Source organism: Aestuariispira ectoiniformans, assembly GCF_025136295.1.
In the GTDB taxonomy this organism is placed as follows: domain Bacteria; phylum Pseudomonadota; class Alphaproteobacteria; order UBA8366; family Aestuariispiraceae; genus Aestuariispira_A; species Aestuariispira_A ectoiniformans.
This window is the reverse complement of record NZ_CP062788.1, coordinates 2,956,683-2,978,933: the sequence shown is the minus strand read 5'-3', so window position 1 is coordinate 2,978,933 and position 22,251 is coordinate 2,956,683. Positions and strand designations below refer to the sequence as shown.

At 56.0% G+C, this 22,251-nt stretch carries 18 protein-coding genes; 3 read left to right on the top strand and 15 right to left on the bottom strand.

Going from position 1 to position 22,251, the window contains the following annotated elements; all coding sequences use genetic code 11:
• Positions 1 to 3: 3 nt before the first annotated feature.
• From hutU to IF205_RS13940, 7 genes are all read right to left on the bottom strand, one after another.
• A complete protein-coding gene (gene hutU, locus IF205_RS13970; protein ID WP_259779972.1) occupies positions 4 to 1,680 on the bottom strand; it encodes a urocanate hydratase in 1,677 nt (558 codons plus the stop codon).
• A gap of 21 nt (positions 1,681 to 1,701) precedes the next feature.
• On the bottom strand, positions 1,702 to 2,439 hold the full coding sequence (hutC, locus tag IF205_RS13965) for a histidine utilization transcriptional repressor HutC (protein WP_259779971.1): 738 nt from the start codon (positions 2,437 to 2,439) through the stop codon (positions 1,702 to 1,704).
• Positions 2,436 to 3,155, bottom strand: coding sequence for an ABC transporter ATP-binding protein (locus tag IF205_RS13960; RefSeq protein ID WP_259779970.1), 720 nt, complete (start codon positions 3,153 to 3,155; stop codon positions 2,436 to 2,438). The genes hutC and IF205_RS13960 overlap by 4 nt, the downstream gene beginning before the upstream one ends.
• Positions 3,142 to 3,906 (bottom strand): ABC transporter ATP-binding protein, encoded by a 765-nt coding sequence (locus tag IF205_RS13955; RefSeq protein ID WP_259779969.1) that lies wholly within the window; start codon positions 3,904 to 3,906, stop codon positions 3,142 to 3,144. Before IF205_RS13955 ends, IF205_RS13960 begins: the two co-directional genes overlap by 14 nt.
• Positions 3,903 to 4,784: a branched-chain amino acid ABC transporter permease gene (locus IF205_RS13950; protein ID WP_259779968.1), complete on the bottom strand. Its 882-nt coding sequence runs from the start codon at positions 4,782 to 4,784 to the stop codon at positions 3,903 to 3,905. Before IF205_RS13950 ends, IF205_RS13955 begins: the two co-directional genes overlap by 4 nt.
• A complete protein-coding gene (locus tag IF205_RS13945; RefSeq protein WP_259779967.1) occupies positions 4,781 to 5,641 on the bottom strand; it encodes a branched-chain amino acid ABC transporter permease in 861 nt (286 codons plus the stop codon). The genes IF205_RS13950 and IF205_RS13945 overlap by 4 nt, the downstream gene beginning before the upstream one ends.
• A 76-nt stretch (positions 5,642 to 5,717) precedes the next feature.
• Positions 5,718 to 6,857 carry an ABC transporter substrate-binding protein gene (locus IF205_RS13940; protein WP_259783288.1) on the bottom strand — a complete coding sequence of 380 codons (1,140 nt, stop codon included), beginning with the start codon at positions 6,855 to 6,857 and terminating at the stop codon, positions 5,718 to 5,720.
• Positions 6,858 to 7,055: 198 nt separating this feature from the next.
• Here IF205_RS13940 and IF205_RS13935 point away from each other — a divergent pair, with 198 nt between their 5' ends.
• Positions 7,056 to 8,969, top strand: a complete 1,914-nt coding sequence (locus IF205_RS13935) for a motility associated factor glycosyltransferase family protein (RefSeq protein WP_259779966.1) — start codon at positions 7,056 to 7,058, stop codon at positions 8,967 to 8,969.
• Positions 8,970 to 8,984: 15 nt separating this feature from the next.
• On the opposite strand, the gene IF205_RS13930 is transcribed toward IF205_RS13935, so the two are convergent.
• Positions 8,985 to 11,261, bottom strand: a complete 2,277-nt coding sequence (locus tag IF205_RS13930; protein ID WP_259779965.1) for a CHASE2 domain-containing protein — start codon at positions 11,259 to 11,261, stop codon at positions 8,985 to 8,987.
• A 206-nt stretch (positions 11,262 to 11,467) separates the two neighbouring features.
• On the opposite strand from IF205_RS13930, the gene IF205_RS13925 reads away from it, so the two are divergent.
• Positions 11,468 to 12,529 carry an SPOR domain-containing protein gene (locus IF205_RS13925; protein ID WP_259779964.1) on the top strand — a complete coding sequence of 354 codons (1,062 nt, stop codon included), beginning with the start codon at positions 11,468 to 11,470 and terminating at the stop codon, positions 12,527 to 12,529.
• Positions 12,530 to 12,554: 25 nt separating this feature from the next.
• Here IF205_RS13925 and IF205_RS13920 read toward each other — a convergent pair whose 3' ends face one another.
• The gene (locus IF205_RS13920; protein ID WP_259779963.1) at positions 12,555 to 12,938 is read right to left on the bottom strand and encodes a hypothetical protein; all 384 of its coding nucleotides are present in this window, start codon (positions 12,936 to 12,938) and stop codon (positions 12,555 to 12,557) included.
• Between the two features lie 208 nt (positions 12,939 to 13,146).
• On the opposite strand from IF205_RS13920, the gene IF205_RS13915 reads away from it, so the two are divergent.
• Positions 13,147 to 13,989: an alpha/beta hydrolase gene (locus tag IF205_RS13915; RefSeq protein WP_259779962.1), complete on the top strand. Its 843-nt coding sequence runs from the start codon at positions 13,147 to 13,149 to the stop codon at positions 13,987 to 13,989.
• On the opposite strand, the gene IF205_RS13910 is transcribed toward IF205_RS13915, so the two are convergent.
• The 6 genes from IF205_RS13910 to IF205_RS13885 all read right to left on the bottom strand — a co-directional run bounded on the left by IF205_RS13910 (position 13,986) and on the right by IF205_RS13885 (position 22,187).
• Positions 13,986 to 15,605 (bottom strand): NTP transferase domain-containing protein, encoded by a 1,620-nt coding sequence (locus IF205_RS13910; RefSeq protein ID WP_259779961.1) that lies wholly within the window; start codon positions 15,603 to 15,605, stop codon positions 13,986 to 13,988. The genes IF205_RS13915 and IF205_RS13910 overlap by 4 nt on opposite strands.
• An 8-nt stretch (positions 15,606 to 15,613) precedes the next feature.
• Positions 15,614 to 16,675, bottom strand: a complete 1,062-nt coding sequence (locus IF205_RS13905) for an XdhC family protein (RefSeq protein ID WP_259779960.1) — start codon at positions 16,673 to 16,675, stop codon at positions 15,614 to 15,616.
• Entirely contained in the window at positions 16,672 to 17,937 is a 1,266-nt protein-coding gene (locus tag IF205_RS13900; RefSeq protein ID WP_259779959.1) for a vWA domain-containing protein, read from the bottom strand. The genes IF205_RS13905 and IF205_RS13900 overlap by 4 nt, the downstream gene beginning before the upstream one ends.
• A gap of 1 nt (position 17,938) precedes the next feature.
• Positions 17,939 to 18,859: an AAA family ATPase gene (locus IF205_RS13895; protein WP_259779958.1), complete on the bottom strand. Its 921-nt coding sequence runs from the start codon at positions 18,857 to 18,859 to the stop codon at positions 17,939 to 17,941.
• Positions 18,860 to 19,004: 145 nt separating this feature from the next.
• Positions 19,005 to 19,802 (bottom strand): FAD binding domain-containing protein, encoded by a 798-nt coding sequence (locus tag IF205_RS13890; RefSeq protein ID WP_259779957.1) that lies wholly within the window; start codon positions 19,800 to 19,802, stop codon positions 19,005 to 19,007.
• 15 nt (positions 19,803 to 19,817) lie between these two features.
• Positions 19,818 to 22,187, bottom strand: a complete 2,370-nt coding sequence (locus IF205_RS13885; protein WP_259779956.1) for a xanthine dehydrogenase family protein molybdopterin-binding subunit — start codon at positions 22,185 to 22,187, stop codon at positions 19,818 to 19,820.
• Between the last annotated feature and the right edge of the window lie 64 nt (positions 22,188 to 22,251).

The window sequence follows — 22,251 nt, the reverse complement described above, 5'->3', positions numbered from 1 at the left end:
GGATCAGTCCTCCAGCATGGGCAGTTTCAGGCCCTGTTCCTTGGCGCATTCCTTGGCGATTTCGTAACCGGCATCGGCGTGACGCATGACGCCTGTTCCCGGGTCATTCCACAGGACACGACCGACGCGTTTGGCGGCATCGTCGCTGCCGTCGCAGACAATCACCACGCCGGAATGCTGGGAGAAGCCCATCCCGACGCCACCGCCGTGATGCAGACTGACCCAGGTTGCACCACCGGCAGTGTTCAGCAGGGCATTCAGCAACGGCCAGTCGGATACGGCATCCGAGCCATCCATCATGGATTCCGTTTCGCGGTTCGGACTGGCGACAGAGCCGCTGTCCAGGTGATCGCGACCGATGACAACCGGGGCTTTCAATTCACCATTTTTGACCATCTCGTTAAAGGCGAGGCCCAGGCGATGACGCTGTCCCAGACCGACCCAGCAAATCCGGGCGGGCAGGCCCTGGAAGTGGATGCGGTCGCGGGCCATGTCCAGCCAGTTATGCAGATGCGGATCGTCCGGGATCAGCTCTTTGACCTTCTGGTCGGTCTTGTAGATGTCTTCCGGGTCACCACTGAGTGCCGCCCAGCGGAAGGGGCCAACACCACGGCAGAAGAGGGGGCGGATGTAGGCAGGAACAAATCCGGGGAAATCGAATGCGTTCTGCACGCCTTCTTCCAGGGCCATCTGACGGATGTTGTTGCCATAGTCGAAAGTCGGGATGCCCATCTGTTGGAAATCCAGCATGGCTTGAACATGAACCGCCATGGACTTCTTGGCTTCACGGGCGACCGTTTCCGGGTCGCGCTCACGCAGGTCCGTCCATTTGTCCAGCGTCCATCCGGCAGGAAGATAGCCATTGACCGGGTCATGGGCGGATGTCTGGTCGGTTACCGCATCCGGTTTGATTCCACGCTTTACCATTTCCGGCAGAATTTCAGCCGCGTTCCCCAGCAAGCCGACTGAAACGGCTTCGCCTTTGGCAACGGCTTCATTGATCATGGCCATCGCTTCGTCCAGCGTATTCGCCTTCTTGTCCAGGTAACCGGTACGCAGGCGGAAGTCGATGCGGCTCGGCTGGCATTCGATGGCGAGCATGCTTGCACCGGCCATGGTCGACGCCAGAGGTTGAGCGCCGCCCATTCCGCCGAGGCCCGCCGTCAGAACCCATTTGCCTTTGAGGTCCCCGCCGTAATGCTGGCGGCCCATCTCCACAAAGGTTTCATAGGTGCCCTGGACGATGCCCTGACTACCGATATAAATCCAGGAACCGGCCGTCATCTGGCCGTACATCATCAGGCCCTTGGCATCCAACTCGTTGAAATGTTCCCAGGTTGCCCAATGCGGCACCAGGTTGGAGTTGGCAATAAGAACACGCGGTGCATCCTTGTGAGTCGGGAAAACGCCGACGGGCTTGCCGCTTTGAACCAGCAGGGTTTCGTCATCGTTCAGGTCTTTGAGGGTCGCAACGATTTTGTCATAGCAGTCCCAGTTGCGGGCCGCACGGCCGATACCACCGTAAACCACCAGCTCATGCGGGTGCTCTGCGACATCCGGGTCGAGGTTGTTCATCAGCATGCGCATTGGCGCTTCGGTCAGCCAGCTTTTGCACGTCAGTTCGGAACCGTGGGGGCTACGGATTTCACGTGTATTGTCCAGGCGTGTGTTGGTACTCATCACCATAGTCCTTACTTTTGATTAATCACCGGTTGGCCGGTTGGGGGATGATTGAAAATATGCGCCCAGGCGGTATCGGCTGCCCGGATGGGAGAGCCGGGCCTTGGAAACCACCTGGCCGGAAGACCACGTGCGCCGGTGTAGCAACAGACAGGGTTCTTTTTCGCCCATCTGAAGGTGGCGCCGGGTAAATTCACTGGGAAGCGTTGCTTCAACGATATGTTCGACCTCATCGGCCGGAACGGTTTTGACCAGATACTCGTTGGGCGTAACTTTGGTCAGGTCGACATCCATATAACCGGGAGCAATCGTCGCGTTGACATAGCGATTTTCAAGCTGGACCGGAATGTCGTTTTCGTAATGTACGAGGATGGAATGAAAAACCGCATCGCCCTGCGAGATATTCATATCCTCTGCAACTTCCTCGCTGGCCTCTTCCTTGCCCAGAAGAAGCAATTCGGAGTGGTGCTTGTTTCCGCGTGAGCGGATTTCGTCGGCAATGTTGCGAAGTTCCAGCAGGACAGACTGCGGTTGGGGGCCGGCAACAAAGCTGCCAACGCCCTGCACCCGGCGCAGAACGCCTTCCGCCGTCAGTTCACGCAAGGCGCGGTTGACCGTCATGCGGCTGACACCCAATTCCTTCACGAATTCATTTTCAGAAGGAATCTTGCTGTCGGCTTTCCAGCGCCCGGAGCGGATATTCCGAACGATATGGTCACGCACCATTTTATAGCGGGGAATGGCTGGCGTCTCAGTCATGCCGCATCCTCCTTGGAAAGTCCAAGAAAGGCGTCGATCAGGCTGCTGTCCTGCCGGGCGTCTTCTGCCGTGCCTTGCCAGACGGGACTGCCGGACTCCAGGACACAGACCCGGTCCGCCACGGCCAGGGCACGACTGGTATTCTGTTCAACGAGCAGAATGGTCATGCCTTTCGAACGCAGATGGCTGACAGCGTTGTAACATATGTCCACGACCTTTGGCATGAGCCCAAGGGAAACCTCATCAATCATCAGAAACTTGGGTTCCGTCATGAGGGCGCGGCCGATGGCCAGCATCTGCTGCTCTCCGCCGGACAGGGCGCCAGCATGACTGGTCTGGCGTTCTGCAAGGCGTGGGAACAGGTCGAAGACCATCTCCCGGTTAGCCTTCTCCCGAGCCGCGGGGCGGCTGTAGCCGCCGACCGTGAGGTTTTCTATAACCGTCAGGTCCGGGAACAGACGACGTCCTTCCGGCGCAATGGCGATGCCCTGGCGCACCCGTTCGCGGGCAGGCATGGCGGTAATATCCTGGCCGTCGAAGATGATCTGGCCGGAAAACACATCCACGTGACCGGCAATGGACATAAGCGTCGATGATTTGCCTGCACCGTTTGGGCCCAGGAGTGCGAAGACACATCCTTCGGGGATATCCAGATCAAGCCCGTGCACCGCCTGCAATGCGCCATAGCCGCAAGTGAGATTCTTAAGCTGCAGCATGGTCGACCTCCTCACCGAGATAGGCTGAACGAACGATGGGGTCCGACATTACGTCTTCAGGTGCGCCATCGCCGATTTTCCGGCCGTTGTCCTGAACAACCAGCCGGTTACAAATCCGCATGACTTCGCCCAGGTTATGTTCAATCAGAATGATTGTCGTTCCGCCTTTGTTGATGGCCTGGATCGTGTCCGCAAGTTTCTGTGCCTCTGCATGGTTGAGACCGGCAAGCGGCTCGTCCAGTAACAGGAGGTCCGGTTTAAGGGCCATGGCGCGAGCTACCTCCAGGCGTTTCAGAAAGCCCAAAGGCAGGTTGGACGGATCGGCATCCGCGGCCTCGGCAATCCCGACGGTTTGCAGCAGGGCGCGGGCTTTCTCGCGTTCTTCGTCCTTGTGACGGGTGAAGAGTGCGGAAAGTGGCGCTTTCGTTTTGGCCGCACCCGCCGCCAGGGCAATATTGTCCAGAACGGTCATATTGCGGAACGGTTTGACGATCTGCTGGGACAATCCCATGCCCAGCCGGACCCGCTCGTGGGTTTTCAGGCCGATCAACTCCTTATCGCGGAGCATGATGCTGCCTTCGTCCGGGGTGACTACACCGGTAATGGTGCGCATCATCGTCGTCTTGCCCGCACCGTTTGGCCCGATGAAACCAAGGAGTTCACCTTGGTTCACATCGAAGGAAACGCTGTCGACGGCGCAGATGCCACCAAAGCGGACCGTTACGTTCTTGACGGAGAGGAGCGTGCTCATGCGGCTGCCTCCTTCTTGGTGTTCTTTTTGTCGCCGCGCAGGGCTTTGACCATGCCGGCAACGCCGCCGGGGCTGAAACGCATGACGGCGAAGAGGAGCGCGCCGTAAACAAGCAGCTTGAAGTCATCAATGAACTGGAACCACTGTGGCAGTACACTCAATACCCCAGCGGCGAAAATAACGCCCCAGACTGAACCGATGCCGCCAATGACAACCATGGACAGCACTGTGATGGATTCGACGAAGCTGAAACTTGCCGGGTCGATAAAGCGTACCTGATGGGTGTAGAGGGCACCGGCGACGCCCGCCAGTGCGGTTCCCATGGCAAAAGCGGCCAGTTTGTAACGGGCAACGTCAATACCGATAACGCGGGCGGTATCTTCATCGTCGGCGATTGCGTCGAAGACATAACCCATCCAGGAGCGTTTGACATAGAGGCTGAACAGGGCGACCACGACGGCAATGACAATCACGAGGATTGCATAGCCCGATTTGTCCAGGCCGCTGCCGGGGATACCTGCAATCCCCATTTCGGCACCAAGGAAGTCCCAGGTTCGGACTATTCCAAGGAAAAGGAAGCCGACGCCCATTGTCGTGATAGCGAGGAAGTCATGACGGACACGCAGCGAGGCCAGGCCGACGATGACACCAATGATGCTGGCCATCGCGGCTGCGCCGATGATTGCCAGGGGGAAGGGGATGCCAGCCTTTGTCAACATGGCGGAGGTATAGGCCCCGACGCCGTAGAATGCGGCGTGGCCCAGGCTGATCTGCCCGCAGAAGCCTGTAATCAGGTTCAGGCTGAGTGCGAAGGTGACCGCAATGCCCATGGTGGTGATAAGGGTCAGTTCGTAAGCACCGATTTCAAACATGGTCATGCCCTCCCGAACAGGCCCTGAGGCCGGATCATGAGAACCAGGATAAGGAAGGCGAAGGCAATTGCGTCACGATCGAGAAAATCACCCAGGTAGATTGTCCCGAAGGCCTCCACGACACCCAATGCCAGGGCGGCAATCAGTGTGCCACGTACGTCTCCCAAGCCTCCCAAAACGATAATCGCGAGCGCCTTGTAACTTGGGACGGACCCCATGGTCGGCTCGACCAGGTTATTCAGCAGTGCAACCATGACACCGGCAGCACCCGCCAGGGCGGAACCGATGAAGAAGTTCATATAGCGGACTTTGACCGGGTTGATACCGAAGCTTTCTGCCATTTCCGGATCGGTGACCGTGGCGCGCCAGGCGGTTCCGAATCGTGTCTTGGTCGCCAAAAGGGCGAGGATACCGATCAGCGCCAGAGCGCCAATCGCCGTAACGGCCTCACCGGATTTGATATACATACCGGCAATCGGCAGGCTGTCTTGCAGCGGCGGGTTTTCGTAGGAAATACCGAACGGACCGAAGACAATGCGGTAGATTTCTTCCATGGCGATGAAAAGACCAATGGAAGCAATCAGTGCGACATAAGGCGGTTTATCAAGAATGGGTTGATAGCAAAGGCGATAAATAGCCATGCCCAATACGCCGACGACGATCATCGACACGACCAGTGCAAGGCCCAGACTGCCCGTCTGGTTGGTAATCAGGACACCGAGGTATCCTCCCAAAGTGAAGAGGCCGGCATGGGCGACGTGAAGGATACGGAGCAGGCCGTATACCAGTGTCAGGCCCACCGCGATCAGGGCATAAATGCTACCCTGTACAAGCCCTTGTGTGAATAATTCAAGATACAACATGATGGTTTGAAACATCCCGCCAAAAAAGAAACTGAAGGGAGGGACCCGATGTTATGTCAGGCCCCTCAAGCCTTGATTATTCAGCCGGCGGAGCCAGCAGCTTTTCATCGCTGATTGTGGAATGGTGATGCCACTGCCCACCTTTCACGATCTGAACCTGCACGTCTTTGCGGACTTCACCCAGTTTGTTGAAGGTGATGGTGCCCGTGGATGCAGTTACCTTTGCACTGGCGATAGCATCGCGGATCGCAGCTTTGTCGTCCGTACCTGCACGGCGCATGGCGTCAATCAGGACCTTGACGGCAGTATGGCCGGAAGCCCCCACCATATCCGCTTCGTAACCAGCCTTTTTCTGGAACTCGCGAATGAAGGACTTTGTTTCTTCGGACTTGGAATCGCGATCGAGGGAGGTGGTGATGATCACGCCTTCCGCAGCATCTTTTGCGATTTCAATGAACTTCTGCGAGTCGTAGCCTTCCTGACCGATAACCGGCGCTTCGACACCTGCGGCACGCAGCTGCGAGACCAACGGACCGGCGGTGAAGAAATAACCCGAGGCATAGATGGCGTCCGGGTTGTCAGCGCGCACCCGGCTGACGATCGGGCCGAACTGACGGTCCTTGATGGAATATTCGTATTCGTTGACGATTTCGATTCCGAAATCCGCGGCCTTTTCCTTGAAACCGGCGGCCAGGGATTTGCCGAAGTCATTTTTCAGCGTGATCAGGACAACACGCTTTTTGCCCAGCGTGTCGCCGATCAGCTTGGCACCGGCATGTCCCTGGACCTCGCCCATGAAGGAAGTTCGGAAGACATAGTCGCCGGAGCGGGTAATGTCGGGGTGAATTGCATAAGCGGAAATGTAGGGGACGCCAGCGGCCTGGAAAATACCGGCTGCGGCGCGCGTCGCACCGGAATAGCTTCCGGAAACTGCTGCAACAACCCCGTCCTTTTCGATCAGCTTGTTGGCAATCGGCACTGCTTCTTTCGGGGAAGCCTGATCGTCGTAGACAACCAGTTCCACTTGCTTGCCATTGATACCACCCTGTGCGTTGGCCTGTTCCACAGCCAATTGCGCGCCGATCAGGGCAGAGTTTCCGTCTGCGGCGGCGAATCCGGTTTGCGGCACGTTCATGCCAATTTTGACGCTGTCGGCCCAGGCGGGCGTGGCGGTTACGGCTCCCAGTATGGCCAAGGCGGCCAATTTGCTTGTCATATTTTTCACGGCACATTCTCCCAAATTGCAACTTGTATATACAAGTATGAAAACGGCATGGGTTCTGAGTCAATATTCTTTTTTCATGATTTTGTAACAGGCTGAGAAATATTGATTTTATGGGCTGCCAGAGGCAGGATATGAGCAGTATTAAGCCTACAATACCGCCTCACATCTCGAGGTAAGGAGCCGAAACCTGTGCCCTCCAAAGATCATTTTTCAAGCAATCTGTCCCAACTGCGCCGCTTTGGTCACAATCGAATTGCTGACCATCTGCAGGGCGTAGAACTGCCGGACGGGCTGCTGCATGGGGCGGGAGAGGATCTGAATATCAATCTCGGTCACAGCCTGTTCTATCAGGGCAGTGCCGCCGCCTATAGCGATCATCAGGTTGCGCAATACCTGGGGAAACCGTCGAGGTTCTATGTTCAGCCACCCATGTTCGGCAGCGTCTACCTCAATCGTGAAGAAGAGCTATACCAAAAGGTCTTTGAAAAATTTGGGGCGACAGACAATGAACAGGCGAACAGCCTGGAGGACCTGGACGCAGGCTATTTGCTGAGCTTTGGCGTGGGGATGGGACTTCATCTGCCAAGGCTGATCGAGGCGCTGGATTTCCGTGACCTGATCGTGGTGGAACAATTCTGGGAGTTCCTGGCGCTCAGCATGACGGTGCAGGATTGGACACCGATATTCGAGGCGCTGGACCGTCGTAACGGGGCCATTCATTTCATTGTGGACGGGGACCCGGTCACTCTGGCGAATGCGGCCTTTAAGGCGTTGCGGGGGCGGCAATTTGGCCTGATAGATGGCTCATACGGTTTCCAGCATTACCGCAGCCCGGTTCTGGACAAGGCGCATGACCTGTTTCGGGATATGTTGCCCAGTCTTGCCATGTCGGAAGGGTTCTTCGACGACGAATGTGTGATGTTCCGCCATGCGCGGGCAAATCTTGCGCAGCATGACTTCTCCATATTTGATGATCTGGATAGCGACAGTCCGCTAAGTGGAAAAACCTTCTTTATCGTTGGAAGCGGGCCGTCGGTGGACCAGTCCCTTGAGGCTATAAAAGCCAATCAGGACAACGCCGTGATCATGAGCGCGGGGACGGGACTCGGCGTGCTTTTGCGTGCGGGGATCAAGCCGCATATCCATTGTGAGACGGAAAACCTGCCGATTGTTTACAAAGCGGTGCAATCCCACAAGGAAGGCGGGCATGACTTTTCCGGAATTCACCTGATTGCCTCGCCGACCGTGGACCCGCGTATTCCGGCGGAATTTGACCATGTTTCTTTTGTGTTCAGGCAGTCGTTGACGTCGTCGCTTTTGTTCTGCGGTAAACATAAGGCACTGGATACCGGTGCGACCGTTGCGAATTTTGCCTGCCGGATTGCCATGGGCATGAGGGCAGGGCGGATATATCTGTTCGGGGTGGATCTTGGGGCAATCACCAAGGAAAAGCATCATTCCGTCGATTCCACCTATCTGCGATCGAAGGATTCTTTCTGGCAAAGCGGGTTGGGAATGTTGCCGATGGACCAGGAGGTTCCGGGTAATTTCCGCGAAAAGGTCTATAGCAATGCCTTGTTCATGTTCACGCGGATATTCTTCCATAATCTGATTGCACAGAATCCCGCAACACGCTTCTTCAACTGCAGCGACGGCGCAAAAATTGAGGGTGCAATTCCCTTGCAGCCGACCCTTGTGCGGTTGGCTGATAGTGATTCGTCAGTCGTTTCCCTCGTCGCAGAAATGCATGAGGCGCTGACGAATTATCGGGCTGGTGACTATCCAATTCCTGAAACGGTAAGTCACTATCGTCAGGCGGTGGAGAGGTGGCATGACAACTTCCAAAAGATCAGGAAAGGCGATTTCTTTTCCTTTTACAATGATTTACGCGATGTTCTGGACGAAAAAGACGATGTCTATCAGGCCGCCGCACAGGCGTTGAACAGTGGCACTGTGCTGCTGATGGTCCAGTTCGGCTATTTTTATCTTCGCAGGCTACCGCAGGATAAACGACAGGCCTTCCTGACGTACTTCTATCAGATTTTTGACGAACAGGTTCAAGGGATGCTGACCGACTTTGAAGAATTGCTGCAGAACGCCTAGCGTCAATCGGACCTGCTATTTGCTGGTTGCCTCGAAAACACCGTTCCAGTCGGAGGGCGGTGGCGTCGTTTCAAAAAGGCTGATGCGTTGAGCCATAAGGTCATAATAGGCATCCAGACGTCCTGAAAGATGTTGTCGGCAATTTTGCAGATGTTCTTTTGCCGAGGCCCAGTTCTGCCCTCTGTAGGCTGAGAGAAACTCTGAGTGTTCTTTGGTAAACTCCTGGAAATGTTCATGAGTTATTGAATTGAAGTTTCCAATAAGTGCATAAATTTTTACTGCCTCCGATTTGCCTTTGACGGCAATCATGTCGAGTTCGGCAAGGGCGAATTTGTCTGTGACGGCGGCGGCCGTATCGGGGCCGACGATAATATCCACACCATAGGTTTTGGATTGTCCTTCCAACCGGGAGGCGAGGTTCACCGCGTCGCCAATGACGGAATAGTCAAAGCGTTGGTCCGACCCCATGTTGCCGACGACGCATTCTCCGCTGTTGATGCCGATCCCGATTTTCAGAGGTTCGGCGTCGCTACGGGTTTCATTCACCTGGTCTAACTGACGCAGCATTTCCAGTGCCGCCTGACAGGCATGTGCTTCCTGGTCCGGGTCGAGAAGCGGTGCGTTCCAGAATGCCATGACGCAATCGCCCATATATTTGTCGATTGTCCCATTCCTGCGAAGGATAGCTTCAGTCAAAGGCGTTAATAGCTGGTTCAGTAAGCTGGTGAGGCCTTGCGGATCTTGCTTGAACTGTTCTGAAATTGTCGTGAATCCACGGACGTCGCAAAACAGGGACGTCATATAGCGCGTTTCTCCGCCTAGTTTGAGCTGTTCCGGGTGTTTTGCCAGCTGTTCGACCACGTCAGGGGACAGATATTGGCTGAATGCACTGCGTACCTGCCGCTTTTCCACGGCATCGCGTGCATAGTTGGTGAAAGTCAGGACCGCAAAAAGGATTGCGACGACGATACCCGGATAGGTAACGTCGACGAGTATTTTGTATTCTTCAAATAGATACCAGCTTGTCCCGATCAGGCTTCCGCCCAGCAAAAGAAGTCCGGCCAAGGTCCAGACAGGCCCGATGCGTGGGATCAGCAGGATCATGATCGCGCCCTGGATTATGATCATGGCCAGTTCAAGGACGCGTATTTCAGGCGGATACTGGATGAAGTTCTGCGTCAGAATGGTCTCGAGCAGGTTTGCATGTACTTCGACCCCCGGCAATCGGGCTGAAATCGGAGTTGCCCGGATATCCAGAAGCCCTGCAGCACTGGTTCCTATAAGAACAAGCTTTCCTGCCAGCCGTTCGGGAGGCACCTCTTTGTTGAGGATGTCGGCTGCGGAAATGTAGAAGTGGCTGTTGTCTTTAGAAAGATTGTCCGGCTCCGAGAAATAGACCCAGACACGTCCTTTCTCGTCAACAGGCACCCGGAAATCGCCCCTTGAGGTTTGCAGGCCGACATCGACAAGACCGGCTTGGTCCATGGTGAGGAAGATACTGTTGCCCGCAAAGGCGACGCGTAGCATCTCCAACGTCAAGGCGGGCTTGAGGACACCCGCGACGTCTGTGATGACCGGGACGCGCCTCACGACGCCATCCACCTCGTCGGCGACGGAAAAGATACCCCGGCCCAATGCATTCTCTTCAAGGACCGGTATGTTTCCGATCAGGCTTGGATGACTGAACAGAAAGTCTGATGGTTCTTTGCCGGCCGGCCCCAGTGTTCGTATTCCTTTGACCGAAGTCGCCGAGGCGGCATCATCGGGGAGGTCTCCCGTGTCGTCTTTCCCTGCGGCCTGTCCCAATACGGTCCGAAAGGTTTTCATGATGCGGGCCAGACGTTCGTCATTGCTGGGCAGGGAAAGCAGGCTCTCCCTGACCGGGGCGTTCAGGCCCGGTAGCGAATTGGCGATTGCATCCGGCGAGGTGCGATCTTCTTCGGCAAACACGATATCAAAACCGGCGACGGCGGCGCCTGCATCGCGCAAAGATGCCAGCAGTCTTGCCACGCGGGTGCGGGGCCATGGCCATTGTCCGAATTCAACGAGGCTTTTCTCGTCGATGTTGACAATGACAACTGGCGAATTTTCCAGTCGCGGGCGTGGCAGCAGGCGGTTGTAGAAATCAAAGGTCTTGAGGCGCAGGGTTTCAACCGGGAGAGGGTCCCACAGGCGCGTTGCCGCCGCCAGGATTATGAGCGCGGAGGCGACGAGAATGCCGACACGGGACCACCAGCGGGCGGCGTGCTGCGTGAAGGGACGTAGTGATAATACTTGTCTGGGGGAAACCATGTCTTTCCCGGGGCCTCGTCATCAAAGTCTTGGTGAGTTCAGATGAACTTACCAAGAATGCCCCAAATTTACCTTGTTTGATAGAGGGTTAGGTGTGTTTCTCTTGTCTAACTGTTAAAAAGCCGTGACACAAAACCCAAAGGGGATTTCCAAAGAGATAAAAGGCGATAGGATCAGGGACGCGGATTTTTTAGAGAGATGAGAAAATGGCGGTGATATTTCGGGGTGTTGGGATTTGCTTCTCCTTGGCGGGAACTCTTGCTGTTGCGGCCTGTAGCAGCCAGGCGCCCCAACAGGCAAAAACTGAAATGCAGGAGATGCCTCAACATGATTTTACCGAAGATCAGCGTCGCACTTATCCGGGACTTCAGGTTGGCGACAGTTTTCGCTTTGATTCGCCAGATGTCGTCTGGCGTGTGACTGGCGTGAAAGATGACAGGGTTATAATGGTGAGTGAAACCGGTGCCCGTCAGGTTCGTCCCAGAAATCCTCTGCTCCCCAATGTTGAGTGGGAGAATAAAACATATGGCCAGGGAAAGCGGCTTATCAGCAATCTTCAGGGCGAAATGTTCCCTTTGGAAGTTGGCAATCAGATGACATTCACCTCGACAGTGGACACGGACAAGCCGCCCTATGCGTGGGAATACGATTGGTCCTGCAAGGTCGCATCGCAGCAGAAGGTTACAGTTCCCGCAGGTGAGTTTGATACGTTCAAAGTCGACTGCAAGAGACGGGAACAGGAAGTGATCTCGCTCTATTATGCGCCGAAAGTCGGTTATGCCGTTCGCTTCGACAACAGCAATCCCAAAAGTGGTGCTGTGAACAGCAATATGCTCGTCGGGTATCAGCGTGGCGATACCGTGGTCGGACAGATCGTACCCAGCAATATGAAGATGGAAAAAAAGCCTGAAATGGTTAAAAAGCCTGCGGCCACGCAAAAGCAGGCAATCATGCCCAAACCTGAGGTGAAGCCCGCTACTGAGCCAAAAGAAAATAAGATGGCCATGGCGCCTGCGGGCGGCGGTTACGTGATCCATCTCGAGTCTTACAAACATCCGGAAAACCTGGAACCGAGCTGGACCCAGTTGCAGAAGAAATATCGCACGGAACTACAGGGCCTTGGTCATATGGGGAAACGTGTCGATATACCGGGGAAGGGTGTCTACACCCGACTTCTGGCCGGGCCGATCAGCGATCACAAACAGGCCGAACGCCTGTGCAGGCAGATAAAGGCTGGCGGCCATTATTGTGCAGTAATGAAGCGATAGGGAGATTTGCAGTCACGCCATGGGGTTATGACGCGTCAGACATGCCCTGATGCGTCTCCGGGCCGGTAGGCAGGCTTTGCATGACGACCCAGCTTCCTCCTGCGACCATGCCAATGGCAATGCCTGCGATAAGGACGAGTGCCGCCAAAAAGCCGCTGGTGATCTTGCGGTTGCGTTCCAGCGATTGCACGTCGGATATCAGTTTGTTCAATTTGTTGTCCAGGTCCTGATGACCGGATGTCATGTCGCTTTGCAGACGGACCAAAGCCGAGGACAAATCCGCGCGAAGGGATCCATGCGCTTGTTGGACCGATTTCGATTCGGCGGCCACGATACGCAATGCGGCGCGAACTTGTGCCTCTACGGCAGATAGATGCGCCTTGAGTTCGTCACGAGAAATATCACTCATCCGATTTGGTACCTGTATTGGTCTTCGTTGATCCGGTTCCGGCGTTGCCAGCCGGGCCCCTTACTAACTTGTTGGCGTCACGATACAATATTGATTTCTGAGTGAACAAGAACATTAATTTCGGCTAAAAGCATTCTCTTAATTGAGGAAAAGATTAAATATCATTGTAACGTCGGATGCACGGAAAGGGAAAGTGGTGCCATCAGTCTTGACCAACCTTCTACTCGTTGGGGGCGGAGCCTATGTCGCGCTGATGACGTTGCTGTTTATCGCGCAAAGACGGTTGATGTATCATCCGACCGATGAACGCCCCATCCCGGCTGCATATGGGCTTTTCAGGGCCACATCGGTTGAAGTCCCCTCGCATGACGGTCTATCGCTTTTTAGCTGGTGGCAACCGCCTAAGGAGCCGTCGGGCAAGGTTGTTCTCTATTTCCACGGCAATGGAGGTTCCATTGCCGGGCGTGCAGACCGCGCGCAGTATTTCGCCGGCAGAGGCTATGGGCTGCTTTTCCCGTCCTACCGGTATAACGCCGGTGCGGAGGGCGCGCCATCGGAAGAGGCGTTAGTCGCCGATGCCGCCGCCAGCTATGACTGGTTGCTGTCCAAAGGTGTTCAAAGTGATCAGATCGTTGTGTATGGGGAGTCCCTCGGAACAGGTGTTGCCGTGGCTTTGGCCAATCGACGCAAAACGGCCGCACTGGTGCTTGAGGCACCATATTCCAGCATCGCCGACGTTGCGCAGTCGGTATACTGGTATATGCCTGCAAAATGGCTGGTTCATGATAGATTTGATTCTACGGAACTGATTGGGAAGCTGGATATTCCAATTCTCATCGTTCATGGTGGCGAGGACCGCGTCATTCCAATCCGGTTTGCCCAAGTACTGCATGAGAAAGCGCCGCGCCATGCCTCATTCGTTGTCCTGCCGCAGGCCGGGCATGACAATCTATACAGCCATGGTATGGCTGATCATCTCTCCGACTTCCTTGATCGCAACCTGTTATCTTCGATGCCAAAGGCTGTGTTGGAAAAGCAGGCTGCGGGCTAGTCGCTGTTGCGGTATCGCGCCAGAGCTTCCGGTGTATCGATATCAATCAACACGGATTGGTCATCGACAGGGACTTCACAGACGTAATCCGCATAGTCTCGGATAAGCTCCTTGGCTCCTTTGTCACCGGCTATCTCATGGATTTCAGGGAAGAAGCGCCGGCCGATCAAAACCGGATTGCCGCGTTTGCCGTCAATGGTGGGAATGCAGATGATGCGACCTTCCGTCGGATTGTAGGCTTGAATGAGCCTGTCCATGATTTCCGCAGGCACAAAAGGCATATCGCCCAGGCAAACCAAAACCGCATCACAGTCAGTCGGCACGGCAGAAATTCCACGTTTTAGGCTGGTGCTAAGCCCTTCCGCGTAGTCAGGATTGTGAACAAAAACCGGCCGGAACTCAGCGGCAGCGGCCTCGATTTCTTTGTGATTGTGGCCGGTGACAACGAGAATAGAGCGGACCTGCGAGTCCTTAAGGGACTGTAACACATGGGAGACCATCGTCTGTGACCGGATTTCCGAGGTGAGCTTGTTTTCCGCACCCATTCGCGTTGATTGCCCGGCAGCCAGGACAAGGCCGGTCACTTTGGGCTGCGTTGCATCCTCTTTACGTGCCACCTCATTACGTGGTTGCGGGCGGGTCTGGATTTCCTTCAGCAGGCCGCCAATGCCCATATCCATCATTTCATCACGTGTCGGTATGAGGCCTGCGAAGACGCGCTGCAGAACCCAGTCAAAACCATTTGTTTTGGGGGAGCGCGCGCATCCTGGCATCCCGATCACCGGCAGATCCTCGTAACGCCCCAAAAGCAATAAATTGCCCGGATCAACCGGCATGCCAAAATGAATGACGCTACCGCCTGCTAATTCAAGACCGTTGGGTAGAACATCCCGGCGATCGGTAATGGCGGATGCCCCGGTAATCAGGATGACATCGGGGCGCTCCGCATGAAGCGTTGTGAGCGCCCGGGACAGCTGATTGCTGTCATGGGGGCAGCGTATCTCTTTTGTGATCGAACCGCCCAGACTTTCAACCCGTTGCCGCAAGACGTCCATGGTCTTGTCCAGGACAGAGGATTTCGTGGCGGGCAGCGTCGTTTGAACGACGGCACAGCGCAGGGCCCGGAAGGGGTGAACGGTGATGGCATTTTCGGTTGCATGTGCTTCACAGTGGGACAACGCTGTCTTTGGAGCCGCAAAAGGAATGATCTTGATCGTTGCCACCATTTGCTTACGCGATACGCGTGTATAATTCGGCAAAGTGGCGATCGTTATGGACTCATCTTCGTGGTTGATACACGTGATCGCGCTTTCGTCCAGGCAGAGCAGGCCGTCTACATCGGCAAACAAGTTGCATCGTCCGGTGAAAGCGCCGGAGGAGGTGGTATGAGTACCTTGAACGGCGGATGCAAGACGGTCGGCAGCCTCATCTTCGTGAATATCGCTGGCTTCCAGAATTGCAACGACAACGCTTTTTGTGCCTGCTGCCTGAAGGGATCGGAGATTGTCCTCTGTCAACCGGTGCCCCTTACTCAAGCGCTTTCCATCAAGCGATGTGGAGTGCGCGAGGATAGCCCCGACGGGAATTTCTCCAATAGGCGTATCGGTGAATTTCATGGGCTGCGTTATCCGTTGGCGTGTTTGGGGCCACGAAGCGAAAGCGTTATCTGCCCCATGATCGCAACCGCGATTTCCGCCGGGGATACCGCGCCGATATCAAGACCGACAGGGGCATCTATCCGGTTGATCTCATCTTCCGTGAAGCCTGCGTCCTGTAATCGCGCAACCCGTTTTGCGTGGGTCTTCTTGCTTCCCAATGCACCGATGTAGAAAACGTCAGAACGAAGTGCTTTTTCCAAGGCAGGATCGTCAAGTTTCGGGTCGTGGGTCAGGGTGACGACTGCGGTTCGGCTGTTAAGGCTTTGCCCCTCAAGGGCATCGTCCGGCCAGCGTTGGTCGATATGGATCGCCGGGAATCGCTCTTCCGTGGCCCAGGCTTGCCGCGGGTCGACGAGAATAACCTCGTAACCGGCCAGCGAGGCAATCGGTGCGAGAGCCTGACTGATGTGCACCGCACCGATAATGAAGAGACGCAGCGGCGGATTATGAGCCTGGAGGAAGAATTGCTGATCGCCTAGTTCGACCAGGCGGCTCTTGTCCTGTCGCAGGACGTCGGCGCAAAGCGCCGTGATTGCGGCGGGAGGGTTAAGAGGTCCGGATTTTTCATCATTGGAAATCAGGCATTGCTGCCCGCTTGTCACGTCGGTCACCAATGTCGCGGGTTTGGCCGCGCGCCTTTTTTCAAGCAGATTGTCCAGGATTTGCCTGTCATCGGCATTCAGCGCCTCCACATACACTTTCACTGTGCCTCCGCAGGCCAGGCCAACCTCCCAGGCCATGCTGTCGTCAACGCCGAATTCCAGCAGGCTTGGACGGCCACTCTCCATGATATCCAGGGCTTCTGTGACGACCGCACCTTCAATGCAGCCACCGGAAACGGACCCGACAAAAGCGCCGCTTTCATTAACGGCGAGTTGGCTGCCGACGGGGCGGGGGGATGATCCCCATGTCTGGACCACGGTTGCCAGGGCAACCTTGTGACCTTCATTCAGCCAACGTGCGGCCTGTTCGGGAATATCATTGAAGGTTGCGTGATGGTTCTGTGCATCGTTTTTCGTGGTCGTCATGCTGCCATCTCTTTCCATCGGGCCATGTCCTGTCGGGACATGCCATGATCATGTTTCAATGCGTCTGCCAATTGGCTGAGGCTTTCCAGATTATGGATGGGACGAAACTCGTCCACATGCCGCATCATGGCCCGCGCCCCCAATGATTTTGGGGAATATTGGTCATATCTCAAGAGAGGGTTCAGCCAGATCAACCGGCGGCAGGAGCGATGCAACCGTGCCATCTCGTCAGATAGCCCCGCAGCCCCGTCACGGTCCAGCCCGTCCGTGATTAGCAGAACAACTGCGCCTTGGCCCAGGACACGCCGGGACCAGTTTTTATTGAAGTCATGGAGCGTTTGCCCAATACGCGTCCCACCGGACCAGTCCTCGACAGCCTCGGTCACCCGGTCAATGGCATCATCCGGGTCTTTGTAGCGCAGATACCGCGTGATGTTGGTCAGGCGCGTGCCGAACAGAAATGTATGAACGCGATCCCTGTCGTTGGTCAGCGCATGCATGAAATGAAGCAACATCCGTGCATAGCGGTCCATTGAACCCGATATGTCGCAAAGAATGACCAACGGGGGCGGAATTTGGCGTGGGCGCTTGCGCCGCATGAGAATCATATCGCCGCCACGACGGACGGAGGCCCGCATCGTTGCATGCATATCCAGTTTGGGACCGGTGGAATGGCGTTCGAAACGCCGGGTTTTGACTTTCCCCAGCGGCAGGAGCAATCGCTTTATGCTATCGCGGGCCTCTGCCAGTTCCTGGGTGGTCATTTTTTCGAAGTCCTTGTTGTTCAAGACTTCGCGACCGGAAAAGGTCAGTGTTGCGTCAAGCTCCAGCTCTTCTTCCTGTTCGGCGCTCTCACTGCCTTCGCCTTCCTTCGATTGTTCCTGTGCCATTGCTTCTGCTACGCGGCGGGACAAAGTGCTCTCCTGTTGTGTGACTTCGTCACCCTTGAAGCTGGGGAGGAGCACGGAAAGCATCTTTTCGAGCAAATTGGGATTGCGCCAGAAAACGTGGAAGGCTTGGTCGAAGACCTCTCGCTGGTCCCGCCGGTTGACAAAAACGGCATGCAGTGCCCAATAGAAGTCCTCTCGCGAGGTCACACCAACTGTCGTGACGGCATTGATGGCGTCCAGAATTTTGCCGGGCCCGACCGGCAGGCCTGCGCGGCGCAAAACACGACCGAAATGCATGATGTTGTCGGCCAGCCGCCCGCCGTCGGCTTCGCCGAGGATCAGATTGGGGGCAGGGGCATTCTTATCAGGCACGTCAGTTCGCCCCGTTCAGTTCCGATTTAACCTCTTCCAGAAGGCGGCTGGCCTCAGACCCCTGGATGCGGGCAATGTCATCCTGATATTTCAGCAGGGTGCCCAATGTGTCATTGACGGTTTGCGGATCGAGCGCCAGATGGTTCAACTGGGTCAGGGCATGGGCCCAGTCGATGGTCTCTGCGACACCCGGCTGCTTGAACAGGTCCATATTCCGGAGCTTCTGCACGAAGGCGACGATTTGCCTGGACAGGTTTTCGCCGACCTGCGGGGCCTTCACACCCAGAATCTCCAATTCCCGCTCCGCATCGGGATAGTCGACCCAATAGTAAAAACATCGCCGTTTGATGGCGTCGTGGATTTCACGGGTCCGGTTGGATGTGATGATCACAATCGGCGGTTCTTTGGCGCGAACGGTCCCAAGTTCCGGGATCGTCACCTGGAAGTCCGACAAAACCTCCAAAAGGAAAGCCTCGAAAGGCTCATCAGTCCGGTCCAATTCGTCGATCAGCAGGATTGCAGGACCTTCCCCTGTATCTTCCAACGCCTGCAGGATCGGGCGTTTGACGAGAAAGCGTTCTGAAAAGAGGTTCGATTCCAGGCTTTCCCGGGGGCGGTCATGCTGTGCTTCCGCAAGGCGAATCTCCACCATCTGACGGGCATAGTTCCATTCGTACACGGCGGAGCTGACATCCAGGCCTTCATAGCACTGCAGGCGCAGGAGACGACGGCCAAGCTGTTTGCTAAGGACCTTTGCGATTTCCGTCTTGCCGACACCTGCCTCGCCCTCAAGGAATAACGGGCGGTTGAGACTGAGCGACAGATAAAGGGCCGTCGATAGGGACCGGTCGGCGACATACTGACCACCGGACAGCATGTCCAGAGTATCGTCAACGGAGGCGGGCAGGGCGGAAATGCTCATATGCTTTGGCTCGTTACGTGAGTTAAAGGCCTGATCCCTAACATAAGGCTTTGCGCCAGCGCTTCAAAGAGGAGGGGCCTTACAAATCAAAATAAAGCGCCCCGCCCAAATTGGACGAGGCGCCTGTCGTCACGGCTCGACCGTGTTAGCTGCACGCAGCAACAGCACGTTTCGCCATCACACCGATCAGATGCTGTCGATACTCTGCACTGGCGTGAATGTCGCTGTTAAGGTCATCAACCGAGATGGAGGAGCTGTCCACCGCATCGGCGGAGAAATTTCCACTCAGCGCGGCCTCGATATCACCGGCCCGGAAAACGCCGTCCTGTCCAGCACCTGTTACGGCGACGCGAACACCACCACCGGTTTTGGCAACCATCACGCCAACCATGGCATAGCGTGACGCCGGGTTGGCGAACTTCTGGTAATTCGCAGCCGCGGGTTTCGGAAAGCGGACAGACGTGATGATCTCATCTTCGTCCAAGGCGGTTTCAAACATGCCGGTGAAGAAATCGTCAGCCGCGATCTCCCGCTTGGTCGTCACAATTGTTGCGCCCAGTGCAAGACAGGCTGCGGGATAATCCGCTGCCGGATCGTTGTTGGCGATCGAACCGCCGATGGTGCCACGGTTGCGCACCTGGGCATCACCGATATTTCCCGCCAGATCGGCAAGGGCGGGGATGGCCTGTGCAACGTCCTTGGAAGAAGCGACGGCGGCATGGGTTGTCATGGCGCCTATGGTGACGGCATCTCCGTCCACCGTAATCCCGACAAGGTCGCTGCATCCGGCAAGGTCGATCAGGTCGCTTGGCTGTGCCAGACGTTGCTTTAGCGTCGGTATCAGGGTCATGCCGCCAGCGACGATTTTACCGTCGTCGGCAGCGGCAAGCGCCGTTGCCGCATCGGCGGCAGAGGAGACGCGCTTATAGTTGAATTCATACATGTGTCTGTGTCCTCGTTATTCTGCGGCCTGGGGCATCTGTGCATCGTGGATGGCCTGCCAGACCTTTTGCGGCGTGGCGGGCATGGAAATGTCATGGATGCCCAAGTCCCACAAAGCATCGACCACGGCATTGATGACCGCTGGCGGTGATCCGATTGCGCCAACCTCGCCACAGCCTTTGACGCCAAGGGAGTTATGGGTGCATAGCGTGCCCGCCGTGGCGACCTTGAAGTCCGGCAGGTTGTCGGCCCGTGGCATGGTGTAATCCATGTAGGAACCGCTTAAGAGCTGACCGTCATCATCGTAGCTGCAGGTCTCTAGCAGGGCCTGCCCGATCCCTTGGGCAATGCCGCCATGAACCTGTCCTTCGACAATCATGGGGTTGATGACACGTCCGACATCGTCGACCGCCGTCATGTTGACGACTTCCGTCACGCCGGTATCCGGGTCAATTTCCACCTCGCAGATGTGGCAACCACCGGGATAGGTGAAGTTCATGGGGTCGTAAAAAGCCTGTTCTTCAAGTCCCGGCTCCAACTCTTCGTGCGGGAAGTTGTGCGGGACGTAGGCCGTCAACGCAACGTCGCCAAACGCCATTTCCTTGTCTGTTCCGGCAACAGTGAATTTGCCGTCTTTGAACTCAAGGTCGGCAACGTCTGCCTCCAACACGTGAGCGGCAATTTTCTTAGACTTATCAACAACTTTGTTCAGGGCTTTCATAATCGCCTCGCCACCCACTGCAAGTGAGCGTGAGCCGTAGGTTCCCATACCGAAAGCAACCTTGTTGGTGTCGCCATGGCTGATATCCACATTTTCGATTGGAATGCCGAGGGTATCGGATACCAGTTGTGCGAAGGTTGTCTCGTGGCCCTGACCATGGCTGTGCGATCCGGTATAGACCGTGACCGAACCGGTCGGATGAACGCGGATATTGGCCGATTCAAACAGCCCGGCACGTGCGCCGAGGGAGCCGACAACCGCACTTGGCGCGATGCCACAGGCCTCCAGATAGGTGGAATAACCAAGGCCGCGCAGCTTACCCCGTTTGACGGCTTCAGCCTTGCGCGCAGGGAAACCTGCAACATCCGCCAGTTTCTGTGCCTGATCCAGCGTTGTGAAATAGTCACCGGAGTCATATTGCAGGGCAACGGGGGTCTGATAGGGGAAGGCGTCTGTCGGGATGAAGTTTTTCCGGCGCAATTCTGCCTGATCCATCCCCATTTCCCGTGCGGCCCGGTCCACAACACGCTCAATCAGATATGTGGCTTCCGGTCGTCCGGCGCCCCGATAGGCGTCCACAGGCACTGTGTTGGTGAAAACAGACCTGACGTTACAGTGGATAGCAGGCGTTTTATATACGCCGGCCAGCAGCGTCGCGTAGAGATAGGTGGGTACGCAGGTTGCAAAGGTGGACAGATAGGCCCCCATGTTGGCCTTGGTGTCCACTTTAAGGGCGAGGAATGTTCCGTCGGAGGCCAGCGCCAGTTCCACATGGGTGATGTGATCGCGGCCATGGGCGTCGGACATGAAACTTTCAGACCGCTCCGCGTGCCATTTGATCGGACGCCTGATCTTTTCAGCCGCCCAGGTCACGATGGCTTCTTCGGCATAGTGATAGATTTTCGACCCAAATCCGCCACCAACGTCGGGGGCAACCACGCGCAGCTTATGTTCCGGAATCTGCAGGACGAATGCGCCCATCAGCAAACGGATGACATGCGGGTTCTGGCTGGTTGTGAAGAGAGTATGTTCGCCGGTTGCGGTATCATAGTCACCAATCGCCGCACGCGGTTCCATCGCATTGGGGATCAGACGGTTGTTAACGATATCCAGCTTTGTGACGTGGTCTGCTTTTGCAAAGGCGGCATCTACTGCTGCTGCATCACCGATTTCCCAGTCGTAGCAGAGGTTGCCCGGCGCGTCGTCATGAACAAGGGTCGCGCTCTGCAGTGCCTGTTCCATATTTACAACGGCAGGCAGCTCTTCGTAATCGACCTCGATGCTTTCGGCGGCGTCCTTCGCCTGGGCATAGGTTTCTGCAATAACCACGGCAACCTGATCGCCCACATAGCGGACCTTGCCCTGTGCGAGGGGCGGGTGCGCCGGTTCGTTCATCGGGCTGCCGTCTTTGTTGTTTACGCCCCAACCACAGGGAATGGAGCCAACCTGCATATCGTCACCGGTAAAGACGGCGATCACGCCCGGTGCCTGTTCAGCCGCGCTCTTGTCGATGCCATTGATTTTGGCATGGGCATGGGGGCTGCGCAGGATATAGGCGTAGGTCTGTCCTGGCCGGTTGATGTCGTCGGTATAGGTTCCCTGGCCTGTGAGGAAACGAAAGTCTTCTTTACGGCGCACTGATGCGCCGATCCCCGTGTCACTCATCACTTCTTCTCCCAATTCTCTGATCCGTCATTTTCTGACTTTTATTCTTGCATGGATTTGGATG

Bases quoted from the DNA above. Each gene is read 5' to 3' on its own strand.
- hutC (WP_259779971.1), bottom strand. From the start codon at position 2,439: ATGACTGAGACGCCAGCCATTCCCCGCTATAAAATGGTGCGTGACCAT.
- IF205_RS13950 (WP_259779968.1), bottom strand. From the start codon at position 4,784: ATGACCATGTTTGAAATCGGTGCTTACGAACTGACCCTTATCACCACC.
- IF205_RS13945 (WP_259779967.1), bottom strand. From the start codon at position 5,641: ATGTTGTATCTTGAATTATTCACACAAGGGCTTGTACAGGGTAGCATT.
- IF205_RS13920 (WP_259779963.1), bottom strand. From the start codon at position 12,938: ATGAGTGATATTTCTCGTGACGAACTCAAGGCGCATCTATCTGCCGTA.
- IF205_RS13940 (WP_259783288.1), bottom strand. From the start codon at position 6,857: ATGACAAGCAAATTGGCCGCCTTGGCCATACTGGGAGCCGTAACCGCC.
- hutU (WP_259779972.1), bottom strand. From the start codon at position 1,680: ATGAGTACCAACACACGCCTGGACAATACACGTGAAATCCGTAGCCCC.
- IF205_RS13910 (WP_259779961.1), bottom strand. From the start codon at position 15,605: ATGAAATTCACCGATACGCCTATTGGAGAAATTCCCGTCGGGGCTATC.
- IF205_RS13885 (WP_259779956.1), bottom strand. From the start codon at position 22,187: ATGAGTGACACGGGGATCGGCGCATCAGTGCGCCGTAAAGAAGACTTT.
- IF205_RS13890 (WP_259779957.1), bottom strand. From the start codon at position 19,802: ATGTATGAATTCAACTATAAGCGCGTCTCCTCTGCCGCCGATGCGGCA.
- IF205_RS13955 (WP_259779969.1), bottom strand. From the start codon at position 3,906: ATGAGCACGCTCCTCTCCGTCAAGAACGTAACGGTCCGCTTTGGTGGC.
- IF205_RS13895 (WP_259779958.1), bottom strand. From the start codon at position 18,859: ATGAGCATTTCCGCCCTGCCCGCCTCCGTTGACGATACTCTGGACATG.
- IF205_RS13925 (WP_259779964.1), top strand. From the start codon at position 11,468: ATGGCGGTGATATTTCGGGGTGTTGGGATTTGCTTCTCCTTGGCGGGA.
- IF205_RS13930 (WP_259779965.1), bottom strand. From the start codon at position 11,261: ATGGTTTCCCCCAGACAAGTATTATCACTACGTCCCTTCACGCAGCAC.
- IF205_RS13960 (WP_259779970.1), bottom strand. From the start codon at position 3,155: ATGCTGCAGCTTAAGAATCTCACTTGCGGCTATGGCGCATTGCAGGCG.
- IF205_RS13905 (WP_259779960.1), bottom strand. From the start codon at position 16,675: ATGACGACCACGAAAAACGATGCACAGAACCATCACGCAACCTTCAAT.